The sequence below is a fragment of the Nocardia jejuensis NBRC 103114 genome (assembly GCF_001613145.1).
Classification (GTDB): Bacteria; Actinomycetota; Actinomycetes; order Mycobacteriales; family Mycobacteriaceae; genus Nocardia; species Nocardia jejuensis.
Genome location: NZ_BDBU01000013.1, coordinates 207,536 through 224,875 on the forward strand (window position 1 = coordinate 207,536; position 17,340 = coordinate 224,875).

Here is a 17,340-nt window from a genome sequence, read left to right on the forward strand (position 1 = left end):
GAATCACTTGCGTCTCAGTGCGATTCGACCCGGCGGTCGTAGCGCCGCCGGGCGCGGGCGTGAGCCTCGCCCAGAAGTTGCCTGATCGGGGAGTCGGTTCGGGCGGCCGGGTTCACCACCGAGAGCCAGGCGGCGCTGCGATAGACCGGGTGCGGGAGCAGGACGTCCGCGACACTCGCGTCCTGGTCGGCGGCGTCTCGGGGCGAGTGCCCGATCCACCGTGTGTAGGCCTCCGTTCCGGCACTGACGTTCAGGCGGAAGGCACCGGGACGGTCCAGGCGTGAGGTCGTGTCGTCGGGGTAGTCCTTGGTGACGATCGTCGCGAAGGGCTGTGTCGCGGTGGGAACCCGCCCGTCCGGGGCGTAGTAGAAGAAGACGTCACCCCAGGCGATCTCGGGCGAGCCGTCCTCGGGGCCCGGCCGCAGGGTCAGAACTGCGCCCATCGTCTCGATGTACTCGATGATCTCGTCGATACTCATGGGTTCAAGCGTGTCATTGAAGCACCCATGAAGCTTTTCCCCGCGAGATCGCGGGAGAATCCGTGGAAACTCTCAAATCAGTGTTTCCGAGCTCGGGTGACGCCGGGCGCGGACACCGAATCCCCGGCCCCGCGCGCCGCGGCACCGGTGCCGCCGCATCGAAAGCCGAAGTCGCCCACGACGCTTTGTAGTAGGGCGGTTCATCGGGCGGAATACCCTCCCGCTACCATCTGTGCGTGCTGTCTCGCGCCTTCCAGCGACTTGCCGATCTGTTCCCGATGCCTTCACTGCGGGTGCAGCGACTGATCGCATTCGTGGTGATTCTGACCCAGGCCGGCATCTCGGTCACGGGTGCCGTCGTGCGGGTCACCGCCTCGGGCCTCGGCTGCCCCACCTGGCCGCAGTGCTTCCCCGGCAGCTTCGTGCCGACGGCCGTGGCCGAGGTGCCGGTGCTGCATCAGATCGTCGAGTTCAGCAATCGCATGCTGACATTCGTGGTCACCCTGGCCGCTGCGGCGATCGTGCTCGCGGTGACCCGGGCACGGCGGCGACGCCAGGTGCTCCTCTACGCCTGGCTGATGCCCGGCGGCACCGTGGTGCAGGCCGTCATCGGCGGCATCACCGTGCGCAGCGGCCTGCTGTGGTGGACCGTCGCGGTGCACCTGCTCGCCTCGATGGTGATGGTCTGGCTGGCCGTGCTGATGTACGCGAAGATCAGCGAGCCCGACGACGGCGTCGACACCGTTCAGGTGCCCAAACCCCTACGGCTGCTGACCATCCTGAGCGCTGTCGCCCTCATGGGCACGCTGATCGCGGGCACCCTCGTCACCGGAGCCGGTCCGCACGCGGGTGACAAGAGCATCGAGAAGCCGGTCGAGCGCCTGCAGGTCGAGATCGTCACCCTGGTCCACCTGCACGCCGAATTGCTGGTCGCCTACCTGGCACTGCTGGTCGGCCTGGCCTGCGGGCTGGCCGCCGTCGGCATGAACCGCGCCATCCGCGCCCGCGTGATCGTGCTCATCGCCCTGGTCTGCAGCCAGGCTCTGGTCGGCCTGGTCCAGTACTTCACCGATGTGCCCGGCGCGCTCGTCGCGGTGCACGTCGGTGGCGCTGCCGCCTGCACCGCCGCCACCGCTGCCCTGTGGGCCTCGTTGCGCACCCGAGAACCGGTCCCCGCGACCGTGGACGAGCCGGTCGGCCAACCCGCGTAGCCGCGCCCCGACTGCCGGTGAACGAGCCGGCTCGGCGGAACATCGGGGTCAGTCGCGATCGGCGACCAGGACCCGTCCGACGGCGAGGGATTTGCCCTGGGAGCTGGGGACCTCCAGGTCGCGAGCGACGGTGAGCAGATCGCGGTCGTCGGTGATACCGAAGCCGTTGCCCGACAGCAGAGCCTGCCACTGCGCGGGTCGCCAGGTCGAGCGGTTCGGCTCGGCGGCCATCGGATTGGGATGCCGAGCCAGGGCTAGTAGGGCCTCGACGGTCTTTCTCCCGAGACTGGCTGTGCGGGAAGGGGTTCCATAGGTGATGACGAGGCGGCTGCCCGGCGCCGAGAGCCGCGCGACCTTCGAGACGGTGTCGGCGACCTCCTCGGGGGTCAGGTAGGGCACGACGCCCTCCCAGATCCAGGTGGTGGGGTGGTCCGGGTCGTGACCCGCCTCGGCGAGAGCCTCTGCCAGGGAGTCCACCGCGAAGTCGACCGGGACGAAGCGGACCGATGCGGCCTTGGGCGCGAGATTGGTCAAGCGCTCGCGTTTCTCCTGCTGGGAGGCGGGATGGTCCACCTCGAAGACCGCGGTGCCGGAGAGTTCGGGCATGCGCCAGGCGCGGGCATCGAGACCCGCGCCCAGGATGACCAGCTGAGGGTGGGCCGCGTCGCGGACCGCGTCGTCGATCATGACGGTGCGGGTGGCCATCACTTCCGATGTCGCGGTGAGCAATTCGTATTCCAGCTGTTCGCCGAATCCCGAGGGCTTGCGCGCGGCGCGCACGTGCTCCACCGGCACGCGCTCGGCGGCGGTCAGCAGGTGCACCGCCACCCGATCGGAGAACCGCCCCACCGCCAGGCGTTCGTTCGCCGCCGCCCGGCCCTGGCATACCAGCACCGCTGTCCGACTTGCTTTTCGCTCGGCCATATGGGTCATTATCGGCAACTCGTGATCAACATGCTGGATCTGCGCCTCGAGATCACACGTGGCGGATCGGTCCGGGCGCGCCCGGCGTGGCCGGGTCCGCCCGGTTGCCGGTGGTGTCGTAGATTGCGAACGACCATGATCACCTCGGTGGAAGGGGTCGGCTGTGCCGCAGGAATTGCCGTTCGGATCGCTGTATCGGCACGGATTCACCCGGGTCGCGGTGGCGGTGCCGCCGGTGCGCGTGGCGGATCCGGAGTTCAATGCCGAGCAGACGCTGATTCTGGCGCGGCGGGCAGCGGCGGACGGCGTGGCGCTGACGGTGTTCCCCGAGCTCGGACTCTCGAGCTACACCGCCGATGATCTGTTCCAGCAGGACGCGCTGGACGCGGCGGTGCGCGAGGCGCTCGAGCGGATCGTCGCCGAGAGCGTCGAGCTCGAGACGATCCTGGTGGTGGGCGCTCCGGTTCGCGCCCAGGGGCGATTGTTCAACTGCGGGATCGTGATTCATCAGGGGCGGGTGCTCGGGGCCGCGCCGAAGAGTTATCTGCCCAACTACCGGGAGTTCTACGAGAAGCGCCAGTTCGCCGCGGCGCGGGAGGCGTTGGACGATCACGTGGCGATCGCGGGACAGCGGGTGCCGTTCGGTGCGGATCTGCTGTTCACGGCGACGAATCTCGACGAGTTCGTCTTTCACCTGGAGATCTGCGAGGACGGGTGGGTCCCCCTGCCGCCCAGCGGGTTCGCGGCACTGGCCGGTGCGACGGTGCTGGTGAATCTGTCGGCGAGCAATATCGTCGTCGGGAAGGCCGACTATCGGCGCGATCTGTGCACGTCGCACTCGGCGCGGTATCTGGCCGCGTATCTGTATTCGGCTGCGGGACACGGCGAGTCCACCACGGATATGGCCTGGGACGGGCAGGCGCTGGTCTGCGAGAACGGCGATCTGCTCGCCGAGGGTGAGCGGTTCGCCGAACACGCGCAATTGATCACCGCCGATATCGACCTGCGCCGGCTGGCCGCGGATCGGCTGCGGACCACGAGCTTCGCCGATACCGTGCACGACTTCCGGGACCGGCTCGCACGGTTCCGGCGGATCGAGCTCGAGGCGCCGGTGCCCGGCGGCGTGGTGCCGCTGCGACGTGAGATCCCGCGCTTCCCCTATGTTCCCGCCGACCCGCGCAGTCGCAACGAGCGGTGCGCGGAGGTGCACCGGATCCAGGTCGAAGGGCTCAGCACGCGCTTGACCGCCGCCGGTTCGCAGCGGGTGGTGATCGGGGTGTCCGGCGGGCTGGACTCGACGGTGGCGCTGATCGTGGCGGCCAAGACCATGGATCGACTCGGGCTGCCGCGCTCGAATGTGCTGGCGTACACCATGCCCGGGTTCGCGACCAGCTCGCGCACGCTCGAGGACGCTCGCCGGCTGATGCGAGCGGTCGGCGCGAGCGCGCACGAGATCGATATTCGGCCCTCGGCCACTCAGATGCTGCGAGATCTGAAACACCCAGCCGCGGAAGGTGTTCCGCAGTACGACGTCACGTACGAGAACGTGCAGGCCGGGGAGCGCACCTCGCATCTGTTCCGGCTGGCGAACATGCACGACGCACTGGTGCTCGGAACGGGCGATCTCAGCGAACTCGCCCTGGGCTGGTGCACTTTCGGCGTGGGCGATCACATGGCGCACTACAGCGTGAACGCCTCGGTGCCCAAGACGCTGATCAAATACCTGGTCGCCTGGAGTATCGAGACCGAGAATCTGGGCGCGGACGCGAGCGAGGTGCTGCGCTCGGTGCTGGCGACCGAGATCTCCCCCGAGCTGGTTCCCGGCGACGGCGACGCGCCCGCGCAGAGTTCCGAGGCCACCATCGGACCCTACGAACTGCAGGACTTTCATCTGTATCACCTGCTGCGATTCGGCGAACGACCCAGTCGCACAGCGTTTCTCGCGCAGCACGCCTGGGGGGATCGCACCCGGGGGCAGTGGCCGGATCTGGTGTCGGCCGATCAGCGCAACGAATACGATCTGCCCGCGATCAAGCGGTGGATGGCGGTGTTCCTGCGCCGGTTCATCCAGACCAGCCAGTTCAAGCGCTCGACGCTGCCCAATGCGCCGAAGGTCGGGTCCGGTGGCTCGCTGTCTCCACGCGGCGACTGGCGTGCACCCAGCGACGCCTCGGCCGCGGCGTGGCTCGCGGATCTCGAGCGCAACGTCCCGGATCGGTAGTCGCCCGGGCACAGCTCGTCAGCAGGGCCCCGAGACTCGGCCCGGCGCACCCCCTCGCCGCCGGGCCGTCTCGGTCACATCGTCAGCAGCAGCGCGGCCGCCGCGACAGCCTCCACGACGAAGTAGAACCAGTTGGGGTACCAGCCGACGCGCTGGTCGAGCACCGCCGCGACGGCCCGGCCCGCCGCCATGCCGCCCAGGGCGACCCCGACGGTCGCCATGATCCCGCTGCGCAGTTCACCGTCGTGCGTGGCGGCGATCGCGAGGATCCCGGCCATGGCGATGCCGAACCCGCCGTACACGGCCCGGACCTCGTACCTGGCCCGAGGATCTTCCATCCCGATGCCGAACGGTGCCATGATCGCGGCAGGCGATGCGAGTGCGTACACGCCCATGCCGAGAAAGAACACGGCGACGATGACGGATGTGACAGTGGCCAACGGGTTGCCTCCTGGTCGATTCGAACGAGGAGGTCAGCGTGGCCGAGGAACCGGTATCGGCGCTTCCACGAACCTGCTACCCCACCGTCTGGCTATCGCCCGGGCACGCACTCTACGCCGGACGATCGCTCGATCTCGGACCCCATTCCGGGTCCGTGTGGTGCCTGGCGGTCGGCGTGGACGAGCCCTTCACGGTGCGGGTCGCCGGGGTCGGCTCCTTCACCGGTCATACCGCCCTGATTCCCCCGCGCACCACGCATCAGCTGATCAGCGCCGGTGGCCGGATGATCTTCTGCTATCTGGACCCGGCCTCGCGCCGGGCATCGGCTGCCGGCGACCTCATGACCGACAACCAGGGGCCGGTACGCTGGCTGCACACCGCCGAGGAGACCCTGCGGGTGCGCGGCAACGCGCTGCTGGACGTCGAGTCCCTCGATGACGCACCGTCGTTCGGTGAGCGCACGGCCCGCGGGGACGATGCGGTCCGTGCCGCGCGCACGACAGCAGCCGAGATCGATCGATCCTCCGAATTCTCGGCGGCCGCGAGTGACTGGATCGATCTGGCCGCACCGGCAGACCGGCGCGGAATCGATTCCCGCATAGCCGATGTGACGCGATGGATGCTCGGGGATCCGGCCGGATCACTGTCCGCTCGCGAGCTGGCGATGCGGGTCGGGCTGTCGGAATCCCGCTTCCTGCACCTGTTTCGGCAGGAGGCGGGGACGAGCCTGCGGCGCTATCGATTGTGGGTCAGGATGATGCACGCGGCGACGTTGATCGGCGAGGGGCGGGATCTCACCACCGCCGCGGTCGAATCCGGGTTCGCGAGCCCCTCTCACCTTGCCGACCGGTTCCGCACCACGTTCGGGCTGTCGGCGACCCGTCTGCGGGAGGCGGGAATCCGCGTGCGAATCGGCGAGCAGTACGGCGGCCGCGCGGTCGCAGCGTCCGCAGGAGGGCGCTGAGCCTGTTTCACCCGAGCTGCCGGAGACCGGTTCCCCGACCTGCTTCCGCTCCGCGAACGACGAGGTGCTCGACGCCCGGGAACTCGGCCGGAGTCGTGTCTTCGGCTCAGAAGCTCTGCCAGCTGGGTTTGTTCGCGACCGCGAAGCGGTAGTAGTCGACGGCTTGGAGGCCGGCGGCGGCGTCCGGGTCGACGAGCACCGTGACGTGCGGGTGCATCTGGAGGATGGAGGCGGGACAGAAGGCCGAGACCGGGCCCTCGACCGCCGCGGCGACGGCGTCGGCCTTGCCGGATCCGGTGGCGATCATGACGAGATGCTCGGCGTCGCCGATGGTTCCCAGACCCTGGGTGATGACGTGGGTGGGGACCTGGGAGAGGTCGTCGTCGAAGAAGCGGGCATTGTCCTCACGGGTGGTGGGAGTGAGGGTTTTGACGCGGGTGCGCGAGCGCAGCGAAGAACCGGGTTCGTTGAAGCCCAGGTGGCCGTTGGCCCCGATACCGAGGATCTGAACCGCGATGGGGCCGCTGTCGGCGATGGCGCGCTCGTATTCGGCTGCGGCGGCGGGGATATCGGCGGCATTGCCGTCGGGACCGTGGACGTTCGCGTCGAGCAGGTCGACGTGGGAGGTGAACTCGTCGCGGATGAACCGGCTGTAGGACTGGGGATGGGCCGGCGGCAGCCCGATGTACTCGTCGAGGTTGAAAGTCCGCACCGCGGCGAAGCTCAGGCCCTCGTCGCGATGCTGGCGGATGAGTTCGCGATAGGCCCCGAGCGGGGAGGAACCGGTGGCCAGACCGATGGCGCGGGCGCCCCGGCGGACATGGTCGGCCATGATGCGGCCCGCCAGTACCCCGGCGTCGGCCGCGCTCTCGGTGATCACGAGTTCCATTGCGTTCCATCCTTGTACACGGTCAGAGGGTTCAGGTGGTGGTCGGTCACGAGCAGATCCGCCTGCATGCCGGGCTGGAGCGCGCCGACGCGGTCGGTGAGCCCGAGCAGGCGGGCGGGGGTGGCGGCGGCCGCGGTGGCCGCCGCGGTGAGGTCCACACCGGAGGCGAAGACGGTGTGCCGCAGGACGTCCGACGCCGATGAGGTGCCGCCCGCGATGGCGCCCTCGCCGTTCGGGTCGTAGAGGCGCGAGACACCGTCCCGCACCACGACATCCAGGCTACCGAGCTGGTAGCGGCCGTCGGGCTGTCCGGCCGCGGCCATGGCATCGGTGATGAGCGCGAGGTTCTCGGGGCCGAGGGTGTCGAACACCATGCGCACCACACCGTCCGCGAGGTGCACGCCGTCCCCGATGACCTCGGCCACCACGTCGCCGCGTCCGGCGGCCGCCATGGCCGCGGTGAGGAAATTGGCGTCGCGGTGCGCGAGTGCGGGCATGGCATTGAACAGGTGGGTGATGGACACCCGCCGGCCGCGCGCCATGGCATGCACCGCCCGGTCGTAGTCCGCGACCGTATGCCCCAGCGACAGCACCACATTCGCCTCGGCCAGGACATCGGCGACGGCATCGAACCCGTCGATCTCCGGGGCGACCGTCACCGAGACGACGCGGCCGTCCGCGTAGTCGAGGAGCCGCTCGAGCATGGCCGGATCACCGGGCAGGATGCGCTCGGGATCGTGTGCGCCGCACCGATGTTCGCTGATGAACGGGCCCTCGAGGTGGATGCCGGCCAGCAGCCCGGAATCGACCGCCGGTGCGAGAACGTCCATGCGCTCGCGCAATTCGGCCTCGGTCGCCGACACCAGCGAAGCCACCAGGGTGGTGGTGCCGCGCCCGCGATGAAAGCTCGCCGCCGCGAGGACGCCCTCGGCGTCGGTCTCCGGGAAGCCGAATCCCCCGCCGCCGTGGCAGTGCACGTCGATCAAGCCGGGCAGGATCACGGGTGGGCGTTCCGGAAGCTCCGGCAGCTCACCGTCGAAACTCGTTGCCGGGCCGACGTAGTCGAGTCGCGGCCCGTGGAACGACACCACTCCGTCGGCCAGTTCGCCCGCCTCGGTGAGAGTGACGACCCGGCCGCGCAGCGTCGTCCTCAAGACAGGTCCACCCGCGACCCCAGCGCCGCGCTCGAATCCGGCTCGGTCCGCGACCGCAGGGCCCGCCCCGACCGCACCGTGGTGCTCAACCCCGGCGTCGCCCCCACCCGAGGTTCCACGCGCGACCCGAGCGCCACACTGGAATCCGGCTCGATGGCCGGGTGTGGCGGGCGCTTCGTTCGGGGCACGCTTGTCGAACGCGGTTCCGCGCTCATCGGTTCCGTCCCAGTGCGGCGCCCGCGGCGAGGACGGCGTCGTCGGCGGTGCGGGCCGCCAGGACGGCGGCGGCCGCTGCTCCGCACTGATCGAGGGACACCTCGGCGAGCCTGGCGCGCACTCCCGCCAGGGACCTCGGCGCCATCGAGAGCGTGTGTACGCCGAGACCGACCAGCACACAGGCGAATTCGGGGTTGGACGCGGATTCGCCGCAGACCCCGACCTTCACCCCGGATTTGCTCGCGCCGGCGACCACGGCCGCGATGGTGGCCGCGAGGGCGGGCTGCCAGGGATCGTGCAGGGCCGCCAGCGTCGAGGACATGCGGTCCGCGCCGAACAGGTACTGCGACAGATCGTTGGTGCCGATGGAGAAGAACTCGACCTCCGCGCCCAAGTGCTCCGAACGCAGTGCGGCAGCCGGGATTTCGACCATGATGCCGCGGGTGTCGATTCCGGCGTCGCGGGCGCGGGTGGCGAAGTAGTTGGCCTCCTGGACCGTGCCGACCATGGGGGCCATGACCTGCACCGGAGTCCCGGTCGCGGCCCGGGCGGCCTCGATGGCGGTGAGTTGGTCGAGCAGCGCCCCCTCATCGACGCTGCTCAACCGCAGTCCGCGCACGCCCAGCGCGGGATTCTCTTCCTCGGGCAGATTCAGGAACGGCAGCGGTTTGTCCGAGCCCGCGTCCAGGGTGCGCACCGTGACGGGACGATCACCCATGATCCGGAAGATCTCGGCGTACCGCTCAGTCTGCTCCTGGACGGTCGGGGCCGACTTCTGCCCGAGGAAAAGGAATTCCGTGCGGAACAGCCCGACGCCCTCGGCCCCGAGCTCCACCGCCAGCCGGGCGTCCGCGGCGCTGCCCACATTGGCCAGCAGCGGCACCGCGTGCCCGTCGGCCGTGCGACCCGGGCCCGTGGGGGCGTCCGCCTGTCGCGCCCTCGCCGTGAGCACCTCTTCCCGTCGCCCGGCGTCGGGCTCCAGCTCGACCAGACCGCCGGTTCCGTCCAGCACCACCTCGACGTCCTCGGCGATCTCGACCGCGTCCGGACACGCCACGACGGCCGGAATCCCCAGCGCCTTGGCCAGAATCGCGGTGTGCGAGGTCGGCCCGCCCGCCACGGTGAGCAACCCCAGCACCGTCGCCGGATCCAGCGTCGCCGTATCGGCGGGCGCGAGATCCTGCGCGGCGAGCACGAAAGGCGTTGCGCTCTGCGGGATCCCGGGCGGGTCGACGCCGAGCAGCTCGGCGACCACCCGCTGCCCGACATCGCGCAGATCCGAGGCTCGCTCGGCCATCATGCCGCCGAGCGCCGTGAGCTGCTCCGCGAAGTGGGTCACGGCCTCGGTGACCGAGTGCGCGGTGGGGCCGCCGGCACGGATGCCCGCGCGCACTTGATCGAGCAGGGCCGGATCCGCGGCCAGCGCCGAGGTCATGAACAGAATGTCCGCCGCGGGCCCCTTCGCGTCCAGCGCCTGGGCGGAGTAGCGACCCGCGACGGCCTCGAAAGCCGCGTCGGCACGCACGATTTCGGCGTCCACATCACTACCGGGGGCATCGGAGGCGCTGGTGACCGGCGCGGACGCGAGCCATTTCACCGGCCCCACCGCGATCCCGGGAGCGGCGGCGACGCCGCGGATCTCACGCGTCAAGATCGGTCTCCACCATGGTGATCAGCTGATCGAGAACCGCCTCGTCGCCGTCCTCGACGTGCAGGGTGACGGTGTCGCCCTGTTTGGCGCCGAGGGTCATCAACTGCAGCAGGCTGTTCGCGGCCACCGGATCCTTGCCTTCCACGGAGATCCGGACGGGCACACCGGATTCGGTGACGGCCTTGGCGAACAGCGCGGCCGGGCGGGCGTGCAGGCCGGTCTCGGACGCGACGACAGCGGTACGGGTGATCATCAGGCCACGTTCTCCTTCTCGGTTTCGGCCTCGTCGTCCTCGCGGCCCGGGGTTTTCAGGTTCCAGCGTTTGATGATGAAACTGAAGGTGAAGTAGTACAGGGCCGCGTACCCGAGTCCGATCGGAATCAGCAGGAGCGGATGCGTGGCCTTACCGAAGTTCAGCAGAAAGTCGATGGCACCGGCGGAGAAGGTGAAGCCGTCGTGGATGCCCAGGGCGTTCGTCAGAGCCAGCGACGAGCCGGTGAAGATCGCGTGGATGAGCAGCAGCGGCCATGCCACGAAGATGAACGCGAACTCCAGCGGCTCGGTGATACCGGTGACGAACGCGGTCAGACCGGTCGAGAGCATGATGCCGCCGATCATCTTCTTGTTCTCCGGCTTGGCATTTCGCCAGATCGCCAGTGCGGCGGCGGGCAGGCCGAACATCATGATCGGGAAGAAGCCGGTCATGAACGTTCCGGCCGACGGGTCGCCGTTGAGGAAGCGCGGGATATCCCCGTGCACGCCGTTGTAATCGCCGATCACGAACCACACCACCGAGTTCAGGATGTGGTGCAGGCCCAGGGGCAGCAGCAGGCGGTTGGCGAATCCGAAGACGCCGCCACCGGCGACGGCATTGTCGGCCACGGTATTGCCCAGCCAGGTCAGCCCGGAGTTGAAGGCGGGATAGACGAAGGACATGGCCACGCCGATCACCACGGCCGCGCACGCGGTCAGGATCGGGACCATGCGACGTCCGGAGAAGAAGCCGAGGTAGTCCGGCAGCTGCGTGCGATGGAAGCGCTGCCACAGGATGGCGGCGGTCAAGCCGATGACGATGCCGCCCAGGACACCGAAGTTCACCAGCGCCTGCGCGCCTTTCGCGTCTGTCTTGCCGTCCAGCACGACCGGGGACATGGCCTTGAACACGCCGTTGAGTGCGAGGTAACCGACGACCGCGGCCAGGGCGGTGGACCCGTCCGCCTTCTTCGCCCAGCCGATGGCGATACCGACGGCGAACAGCAGCGGGAGGTTGTCGATCAGTGCGCCGCCGGCGCCGCCGATGACGTCCGCGACGGTCTTGGTGGCCGTCCAGCGGCCGAGCATGTCGTCCTGGCCCAGCCGTAGTAGCAAACCGGCAGCAGGTAGCGTGGCGATGGGCAGCATCAAGCTGCGGCCGAGCTTCTGTAATCCGGATAGATCGATTTTCTTGCGCGGGCCCTGGGCGAGATCGGCCATAGCGGTGGTCCTCAGTCTGTGAATAGGGTCACCTGGATGTAAGGTGACTGGTTATAACCAGAGTAATACTGGTTATAACCAGTTTTGTCCACTCGACACGCACGGAGGAATCATGTCGAAAGTCGATCGAATCGTCGCCGGACTAGGCGGAATCGACAACATCGTCGAGGTGGAGGGCTGTATCACGCGCCTTCGCTGCGAAGTCAAGGACGCTGGACTGGTCAAGGACGCCGACCTCAAGGCCGCGGGCGCGCACGGGGTCCTCAAGGCGGGCAACGCGGTTCAGGTCGTGGTCGGACCGACCGCGGACGCCCTGGCCGAAGACATCAACGATCTGCTCTGAACACATGAGCACCCAGATCCTCGCGCCGCTCGACGGCCGCGCCATGCCCCTGTCCGAAGTACCCGACCCGGTCTTCGCGGCCGAAATGGTCGGCTCCGGCGTCGCGATCGAACCCGCCGACACCGATGAGCAAATCACCGTGGTCGCCCCCATCGCGGGCGCCATCGTGAAACTGCACCCGCACGCGGCCGTCATCGTCTCCGACGAGGGGGTGGGCGTGCTGCTGCACGTCGGCATCGACACCGTCGGCAAGCCGGACCTGTTCGCCGTCCAGGCCGCCGAGGGCGACCGCGTGAATGTCGGCGACCCGCTGGTCACCTTCTCCCCCAACGCCATTCGCCGCCTGGGGCTCAGCGCCTCGGTGCCGGTGGTGGTGATGGACACCGCGCCGGGTTCGGCACAGCACCCGGTGACCGGTGAGGTCACCACGGGCGCGGTCCTGTTCTCCGCGTGAGCGTTCTCCGTGTGAGCCCGATCGGCGCGGTGCGCGACCGATGCGCACCGCGACGATCAAGGCGCGGTTGCCGTCACCGGAAAATACTGGGACACAACGAGTTCGGCACTCACTGACTCTGGCCGCCGTCGGCCGACACCGTCATGTAGACCTGGTATCGGTCGGCGCGGTACCAGGACTGACAGTGCTCGACACAGCGGTCACGCGAATAGGACATGCGGTCGAAAGCCAGTAGCGGAGAACCGGCATCGGTACCGAGCCAGCCCGCGCCACGCTCGTCCGCGGCCACCGCGCGCACCGTCTGATCGGCACGGTCGATCGGACAGTCGTATTCGCTCGCCAGCAGGCCGTAGAGTGACTGCGTGAGGTCCTGATCGAGCAGCCCCGGCAGCAGCTCGCCGTGGTACCAGCCGTCGTCGATCGAGATCGGCAAACCGTCGGCCAATCGCAGCCGGACCAGGTGATACGCCTTGTCGTTCGCACCCAGACCCAGCGCGCTGGTGGACGCGGGCGGCGGCACCGCGTGATCGGTGTGCAGCACCACGGTGCTCGGCGTGCGGCCCAGGCGGCGCATATCGTCGCTGAAGGACGCCATGTGCAGGCGCGAACGCGCCACCCGCTCCGCGACGAAGGTCCCCTTGCCCGGAATCCGGGTGATGACGCCCTCGGATTCGAGCTGGCCCAGCACCTCGCGCACCGTCATGCGACTGACCCGATAGTCGTCGCACAACTGACGTTCGCTGGGCAGCATCTCGCCCGGGCGCAATTGGGCACACAGGGTCGTCAACGTCGACCGCAACTGAGCCTGTTTAGTCACGCGCCCTGACACATCGTCCTCTGTTTGTCCTGGCCTCCCGCACACCGCGGGATCATGGTCGAGCTACTTCTCGTTGCGCGCCTTGGGGAATCGCTTCTGCCCGGCCACCCAGCCGGCCATCTTCGCCCAGTGACCCTTGGCCGGATCGACCTTGTTGACGAGTTCGCGATCCCATTCCTCGGACTCGGTCAGCCCCTCGACGAGCTCGATGAGAGCCTTGGCGGTCTCCAGATCACCGACGACCCGGTCCCCGAGCACGCCATCGGCGCCGATCAAAGTGACACGGACGCCGACACGGCCGATGGGCTGCAGCACCGCGGTGGCCGAACCACCGTGGTCGGCGACGAATCCCTTGATCGAATCCACGACGGACGGCGACGGCTTGACGGATGCCGGGGCGGCGGTAGCGCTCATGAGAAGCAGTTTACCCACGGGTAAACGGGAGTCCATGAGCCGCCGCGTACGTCACAGCGCGGCGGGTGTAGAACGGTGAGATGCGCGCTATCGAGGTGTCCGAGATCGGCGGTCCCGAAGTCCTGCGAGCCGCGGAGGTCCCCGACCCGGTGATCGGGCCGGGACAGTTGCTGGTCGAGACCGAGGCGATCGGTGTCAACTTCATCGACACCTACATCCGGACCGGGCGCTATCCGGTAGCGCGGCCCTACATTCCGGGCTCGGAGGGCTCCGGGGTGGTCGCGGCCGTGGCCCCGGACGTCACCGAGTTCGCGGTCGGCGATCGAGTGGCGTGGGCGGCCGCGCCGGGCAGCTATGCCCAGAAGGTGGCGGTGCCCGCGGCCGTGGCGATTCCGGTCCCCTCGGGAGTGGAGTCGTCGGTCGCGGCTTCCGCACTGCTGCAGGGCATGACGGCGCACTACCTGATCGAATCGATCTATCGGCCCGAGTCCGGCGAGACGGTGCTGGTGCACGCGGGCGCGGGCGGTGTCGGCCTGATCCTCACCCAACTGCTGGCCGCGCGCGGGGTGCGGGTGGTCACCACCGTGTCCACCGGCGACAAGGAGAAGCTCTCGCGCGAGGCGGGCGCGAGCGAGGTACTGCGCTACGAGGACGACATCCCCGCCCGGGTGCGGGAACTCACCGACGGCGCGGGCGCGGCGGCGGCGTACGACGGCGTCGGCGCGGCGACCTTCGAGGCCAGCCTCGCCTCGCTGCGCGTGCGCGGCATGCTGGCACTGTTCGGCGGGGCCAGCGGGCCGGTGCCGCCGTTCGATCTGCAGCGGCTCAGCGGCGGCGGTTCGCTGTTCGTGACACGACCGACGCTGGTGCACTACACCCGTGATCGGGCCGAATTGCTGTGGCGCGCGGGCGATATCATGAACGCCATCGCCGACGGCACACTCCAGATCCGAGTCGGCGCGACCTATCCGCTGTCCCAGGCCGAGCAGGCGCATCGGGATCTGGAGGGCCGCAAGACGACCGGGTCCATCGTGCTGCTGCCCTGACCTGGGCTCCTCCGGTCCCACGACACGCCGGTGGGACCGGGGTGCGAACCAGCCCCGACGGGACACTCGTCCTGACCACCCCGCGCTTCGGTGATCTACCGTCGAGAGGTGGCCGATTCGCTGTCCGACAGGGCATTCGATCTATTGCGCACGCACGGACCGCTCCGGGACGAGGAGTGGGTCGCGCTGCTGCTGCGCGAACGGCTGGGTGATCGGCTCGAGGCGCTCGACCTCGTTCAGAACTGCGACTCCCCCGCACTCGGCATGCTGCCGGACGGCCGCAATATCGCACTGGACACACTGCTCGAGGGTCGCGTGCTGACCCACCGGCTCACCCGCGCCGAGGTCGCCTCGGGCGTTGTCGCGGTCGACGCCGACCTCGGGCCGATCCTGTGGACCGAGGACACCTCACTGGAGGGATTGGGCGGGGCGCGTGTGGGTTTCGCCGGTCTGGGCTCGGAGGTCTTCGGCGGGCAACGGCTCGAGGATCACGTCGAGGAAGTGCTCATGCTCGATCCCTCGCAGCTGACCCCGCTCGGCGTGGGATCGCTCATCGCGGTGACGATGACGAACGGCGTCCCCCGGCTGCGGGCGGTGAGCGAGACCCCGTCGGCGCCGGATCTGTCCGCGGCGCTCGAGGCGCATCTACCCTCCGGGTCGGCGCACGAGGTGGACGAGGTCCTCTGGGCGCTGCTGCACGCCGATCCGGCCCTGTGCACCGCTCCGGCCCTTCCCCTCAGCGAGCTCGTCGCCGCCGCCGGATTCGTGGTGCGCGGAATCCATATCGCGCGAACGGGTTTCGACTGGGACGAGTTCGACGCCGAGATGGAGATCCGCGTCGTCATGGCGCAGTATCAGCTCGACAACGACGGCGCGTACGCGGTACTGACCTTCGCGGTGCTGGTCCGGGCGCTGCGCGCGGTGCCCTCGACCCAGCGAGCGGCGTTCCTGCGCGACGCGGGAGTGGCGGGCATTCAGGCGTTCTCCGATCCCGATGTCGCCATGGCGGCCTATCTGGAGATCACCGACGATCCGGATTACGACCCGTCCGCCGTGATCGCGGCCGCCGAACACCTGCGAGCACGCAGCACGACCACGCTCGCGGCCGCGACCGCGTGGCTGGCGGGCAAGGCCGCCGAGGACGACGATCTGATCGCCCTGGCCGAGCAGTACTTCCAGGACGCGACCACCGCCGATCCGCACTGGGAACCCGCGACCTCGGACCTGGCGCGCTACGCGTTCGATCGGGGCGACCTTGCGCGCACCATCGCCCTGCTGGACCGGACCACCCAGGGACCCTCGACCCCGACCTACTTGATCGTCCAGGCCATCATCGCGGCCGATCATCCCGATTTGGACCGCAACGATCGGTGCTGGTGCGGGTCGGGTCGCAAGTACAAGATCTGCCATCTGGGCAACAGCGGACTCTCGATGCCGGATCGGGCGCGGCTGCTCTATCTCAAGGCGATCGAGCATTGCGAGCAGGTCGATTGGTGGCCGGTCCGCCAGGAACTGGCCGAGATCCGCTCCGAGCACTGGGAGACCGACGAGGAATGGCTGGCCGTGCTGCACGATCCGCTGGTCGTGGACGTGATGCTGGACGAATGCGGCGGATTCGAGGATTTCCTGCGGCGGCGCGGGGAGCTGCTACCGGAGGCGGACCTGAGCCTGGCAGAGCGGTGGCGCGACGCACGGCGATCGGTCTTCGAGGTCGAATCCGCCGGGGAGGGCGATACCGTCGTGCTGCGGGATCTGCGCACCGGCGACCGGCACACCGTGCCCGCCGATGCGAGCACCGCGGCGGCTGGTGAGTTCTATTGCGGCCGAATGGTTCCGGTCGGGGCGGGGATGATGCTGGTCGGGTCCGTGGAAGAGGTCGAGGCAGATCGCTGCGCGGAGTTGCTACGGCTGCTGGACTCCGACGCCGACGGAGCCGACGTCATCGAATTCCTCAGTGTCCGTGAGTTGCCCGAGAGTGTCCGTGAGTCGCCCGAGGTGTGAGCGCACCGCATCGGGTCAGTCGAGGTCGCGGGCGGTCAGCCCGCGGTAGACGAACCTGGTCAGTGTGTCCACGGCCTCGCCGTCGGACAGCGCCAGCGTGCCCTCCTCCACCGCCTGCAACAGGCTCGTGGTCACCATGAACATCATCGCGAGACTGACATCGGGCGAGCCCGGCAGCGTGATTCCCGCCGGGGCGAAGGTGTCGAGGTGGTCGGCGATGTCGGTGCGCTGCTGTACGCCGAACTGCGCTGCCAGACGAGCGAATTCGTCGCTCACGATGGCGGCCTGGCCGACCGCGCGCAGCACCGGCCAGTTGCGGCGGGCCCAGGTCCAGTAGCTCTCTATGTGGTACCGCACGGCGTCCGGGTCGGTGAAGTCCGCGCTGTGCGCCGGATCGTCCGCGTCCGCATCGGTCTCCTCGGCAAGCTCTTTCAGCAGCGCCTGCAGGATCTCTTCCTTGCTCGCGAAGTGGTTGTAGAACGAGCCCGCCGCCCGGCCGGCGGCCGCGGTGATGTCGGTGATCTTCGTATTGAGATACCCGCGTTCGGCGAACAGATCCCGGGCGGCGGCCTTGAGGGCCTGCTCGGTTTCCGCCGACTTCTCCTGGCGACGTCCGGCCAATTCTCGCTACCTCCTTGACAG

Annotated in this window: 18 protein-coding genes; 7 read left to right on the forward strand and 11 right to left on the reverse strand. The window is 68.9% G+C overall.

What is annotated here, in order from left to right:
• Positions 1–14: 14 nt before the first annotated feature.
• A complete protein-coding gene (locus NJ1_RS11175; protein WP_067691457.1) occupies positions 15–479 on the reverse strand; it encodes a DUF6194 family protein in 465 nt (154 codons plus the stop codon).
• A 236-nt stretch (positions 480–715) separates the two neighbouring features.
• Here NJ1_RS11175 and NJ1_RS11180 point away from each other — a divergent pair, with 236 nt between their 5' ends.
• On the forward strand, positions 716–1,690 hold the full coding sequence (locus NJ1_RS11180) for a COX15/CtaA family protein (RefSeq protein WP_157573898.1): 975 nt from the start codon (positions 716–718) through the stop codon (positions 1,688–1,690).
• Positions 1,691–1,738: 48 nt separating this feature from the next.
• Here NJ1_RS11180 and NJ1_RS11185 read toward each other — a convergent pair whose 3' ends face one another.
• Positions 1,739–2,614, reverse strand: coding sequence for a class I SAM-dependent methyltransferase (locus tag NJ1_RS11185; RefSeq protein ID WP_067691460.1), 876 nt, complete (start codon positions 2,612–2,614; stop codon positions 1,739–1,741).
• Between the two features lie 163 nt (positions 2,615–2,777).
• Between NJ1_RS11185 and NJ1_RS11190 the strand changes: the two genes are divergently transcribed.
• Complete coding sequence (locus tag NJ1_RS11190) at positions 2,778–4,835, forward strand: NAD(+) synthase (RefSeq protein WP_245717332.1); 2,058 nt, start codon at positions 2,778–2,780, stop codon at positions 4,833–4,835.
• A 74-nt stretch (positions 4,836–4,909) separates the two neighbouring features.
• Here the strand turns inward: NJ1_RS11190 and NJ1_RS11195 are convergent, their stop codons facing one another.
• Positions 4,910–5,275, reverse strand: a complete 366-nt coding sequence (locus NJ1_RS11195) for a DUF4345 family protein (RefSeq protein ID WP_084477976.1) — start codon at positions 5,273–5,275, stop codon at positions 4,910–4,912.
• A gap of 38 nt (positions 5,276–5,313) precedes the next feature.
• On the opposite strand from NJ1_RS11195, the gene NJ1_RS11200 reads away from it, so the two are divergent.
• Complete coding sequence (locus NJ1_RS11200; protein WP_067691463.1) at positions 5,314–6,240, forward strand: helix-turn-helix domain-containing protein; 927 nt, start codon at positions 5,314–5,316, stop codon at positions 6,238–6,240.
• A gap of 106 nt (positions 6,241–6,346) precedes the next feature.
• On the opposite strand, the gene nagB is transcribed toward NJ1_RS11200, so the two are convergent.
• From nagB to NJ1_RS11225, 5 genes are all read right to left on the reverse strand, one after another.
• Positions 6,347–7,129, reverse strand: coding sequence for a glucosamine-6-phosphate deaminase (nagB, locus tag NJ1_RS11205; protein ID WP_067691466.1), 783 nt, complete (start codon positions 7,127–7,129; stop codon positions 6,347–6,349).
• Positions 7,117–8,283 (reverse strand): N-acetylglucosamine-6-phosphate deacetylase, encoded by a 1,167-nt coding sequence (locus NJ1_RS11210; protein WP_067691468.1) that lies wholly within the window; start codon positions 8,281–8,283, stop codon positions 7,117–7,119. Before NJ1_RS11210 ends, nagB begins: the two co-directional genes overlap by 13 nt.
• A gap of 211 nt (positions 8,284–8,494) precedes the next feature.
• Positions 8,495–10,150: a phosphoenolpyruvate--protein phosphotransferase gene (gene ptsP / locus NJ1_RS11215; protein ID WP_067691471.1), complete on the reverse strand. Its 1,656-nt coding sequence runs from the start codon at positions 10,148–10,150 to the stop codon at positions 8,495–8,497.
• Positions 10,140–10,403 carry an HPr family phosphocarrier protein gene (locus tag NJ1_RS11220; protein WP_067691474.1) on the reverse strand — a complete coding sequence of 88 codons (264 nt, stop codon included), beginning with the start codon at positions 10,401–10,403 and terminating at the stop codon, positions 10,140–10,142. The genes ptsP and NJ1_RS11220 overlap by 11 nt, the downstream gene beginning before the upstream one ends.
• Positions 10,403–11,623 (reverse strand): PTS transporter subunit EIIC, encoded by a 1,221-nt coding sequence (locus NJ1_RS11225; protein ID WP_067691476.1) that lies wholly within the window; start codon positions 11,621–11,623, stop codon positions 10,403–10,405. Before NJ1_RS11225 ends, NJ1_RS11220 begins: the two co-directional genes overlap by 1 nt.
• Positions 11,624–11,735: 112 nt before the next feature.
• On the opposite strand from NJ1_RS11225, the gene NJ1_RS11230 reads away from it, so the two are divergent.
• Positions 11,736–11,966: a PTS sugar transporter subunit IIB gene (locus tag NJ1_RS11230; protein ID WP_084477979.1), complete on the forward strand. Its 231-nt coding sequence runs from the start codon at positions 11,736–11,738 to the stop codon at positions 11,964–11,966.
• Between the two features lie 4 nt (positions 11,967–11,970).
• Positions 11,971–12,420 (forward strand): PTS sugar transporter subunit IIA, encoded by a 450-nt coding sequence (locus NJ1_RS11235; protein ID WP_067691479.1) that lies wholly within the window; start codon positions 11,971–11,973, stop codon positions 12,418–12,420.
• Positions 12,421–12,529: 109 nt separating this feature from the next.
• Here NJ1_RS11235 and NJ1_RS11240 read toward each other — a convergent pair whose 3' ends face one another.
• On the reverse strand, positions 12,530–13,237 hold the full coding sequence (locus NJ1_RS11240; protein ID WP_245717333.1) for a GntR family transcriptional regulator: 708 nt from the start codon (positions 13,235–13,237) through the stop codon (positions 12,530–12,532).
• A 63-nt stretch (positions 13,238–13,300) separates the two neighbouring features.
• Positions 13,301–13,651, reverse strand: coding sequence for a hypothetical protein (locus tag NJ1_RS11245; RefSeq protein ID WP_067691485.1), 351 nt, complete (start codon positions 13,649–13,651; stop codon positions 13,301–13,303).
• 80 nt (positions 13,652–13,731) lie between these two features.
• On the opposite strand from NJ1_RS11245, the gene NJ1_RS11250 reads away from it, so the two are divergent.
• Complete coding sequence (locus NJ1_RS11250; RefSeq protein WP_067691488.1) at positions 13,732–14,697, forward strand: quinone oxidoreductase family protein; 966 nt, start codon at positions 13,732–13,734, stop codon at positions 14,695–14,697.
• A gap of 108 nt (positions 14,698–14,805) precedes the next feature.
• On the forward strand, positions 14,806–16,698 hold the full coding sequence (locus tag NJ1_RS11255) for an SEC-C metal-binding domain-containing protein (RefSeq protein ID WP_067691490.1): 1,893 nt from the start codon (positions 14,806–14,808) through the stop codon (positions 16,696–16,698).
• A 15-nt stretch (positions 16,699–16,713) separates the two neighbouring features.
• On the opposite strand, the gene NJ1_RS11260 is transcribed toward NJ1_RS11255, so the two are convergent.
• Positions 16,714–17,319 carry a TetR/AcrR family transcriptional regulator gene (locus NJ1_RS11260; protein ID WP_067691492.1) on the reverse strand — a complete coding sequence of 202 codons (606 nt, stop codon included), beginning with the start codon at positions 17,317–17,319 and terminating at the stop codon, positions 16,714–16,716.
• Positions 17,320–17,340: the final 21 nt, after the last annotated feature.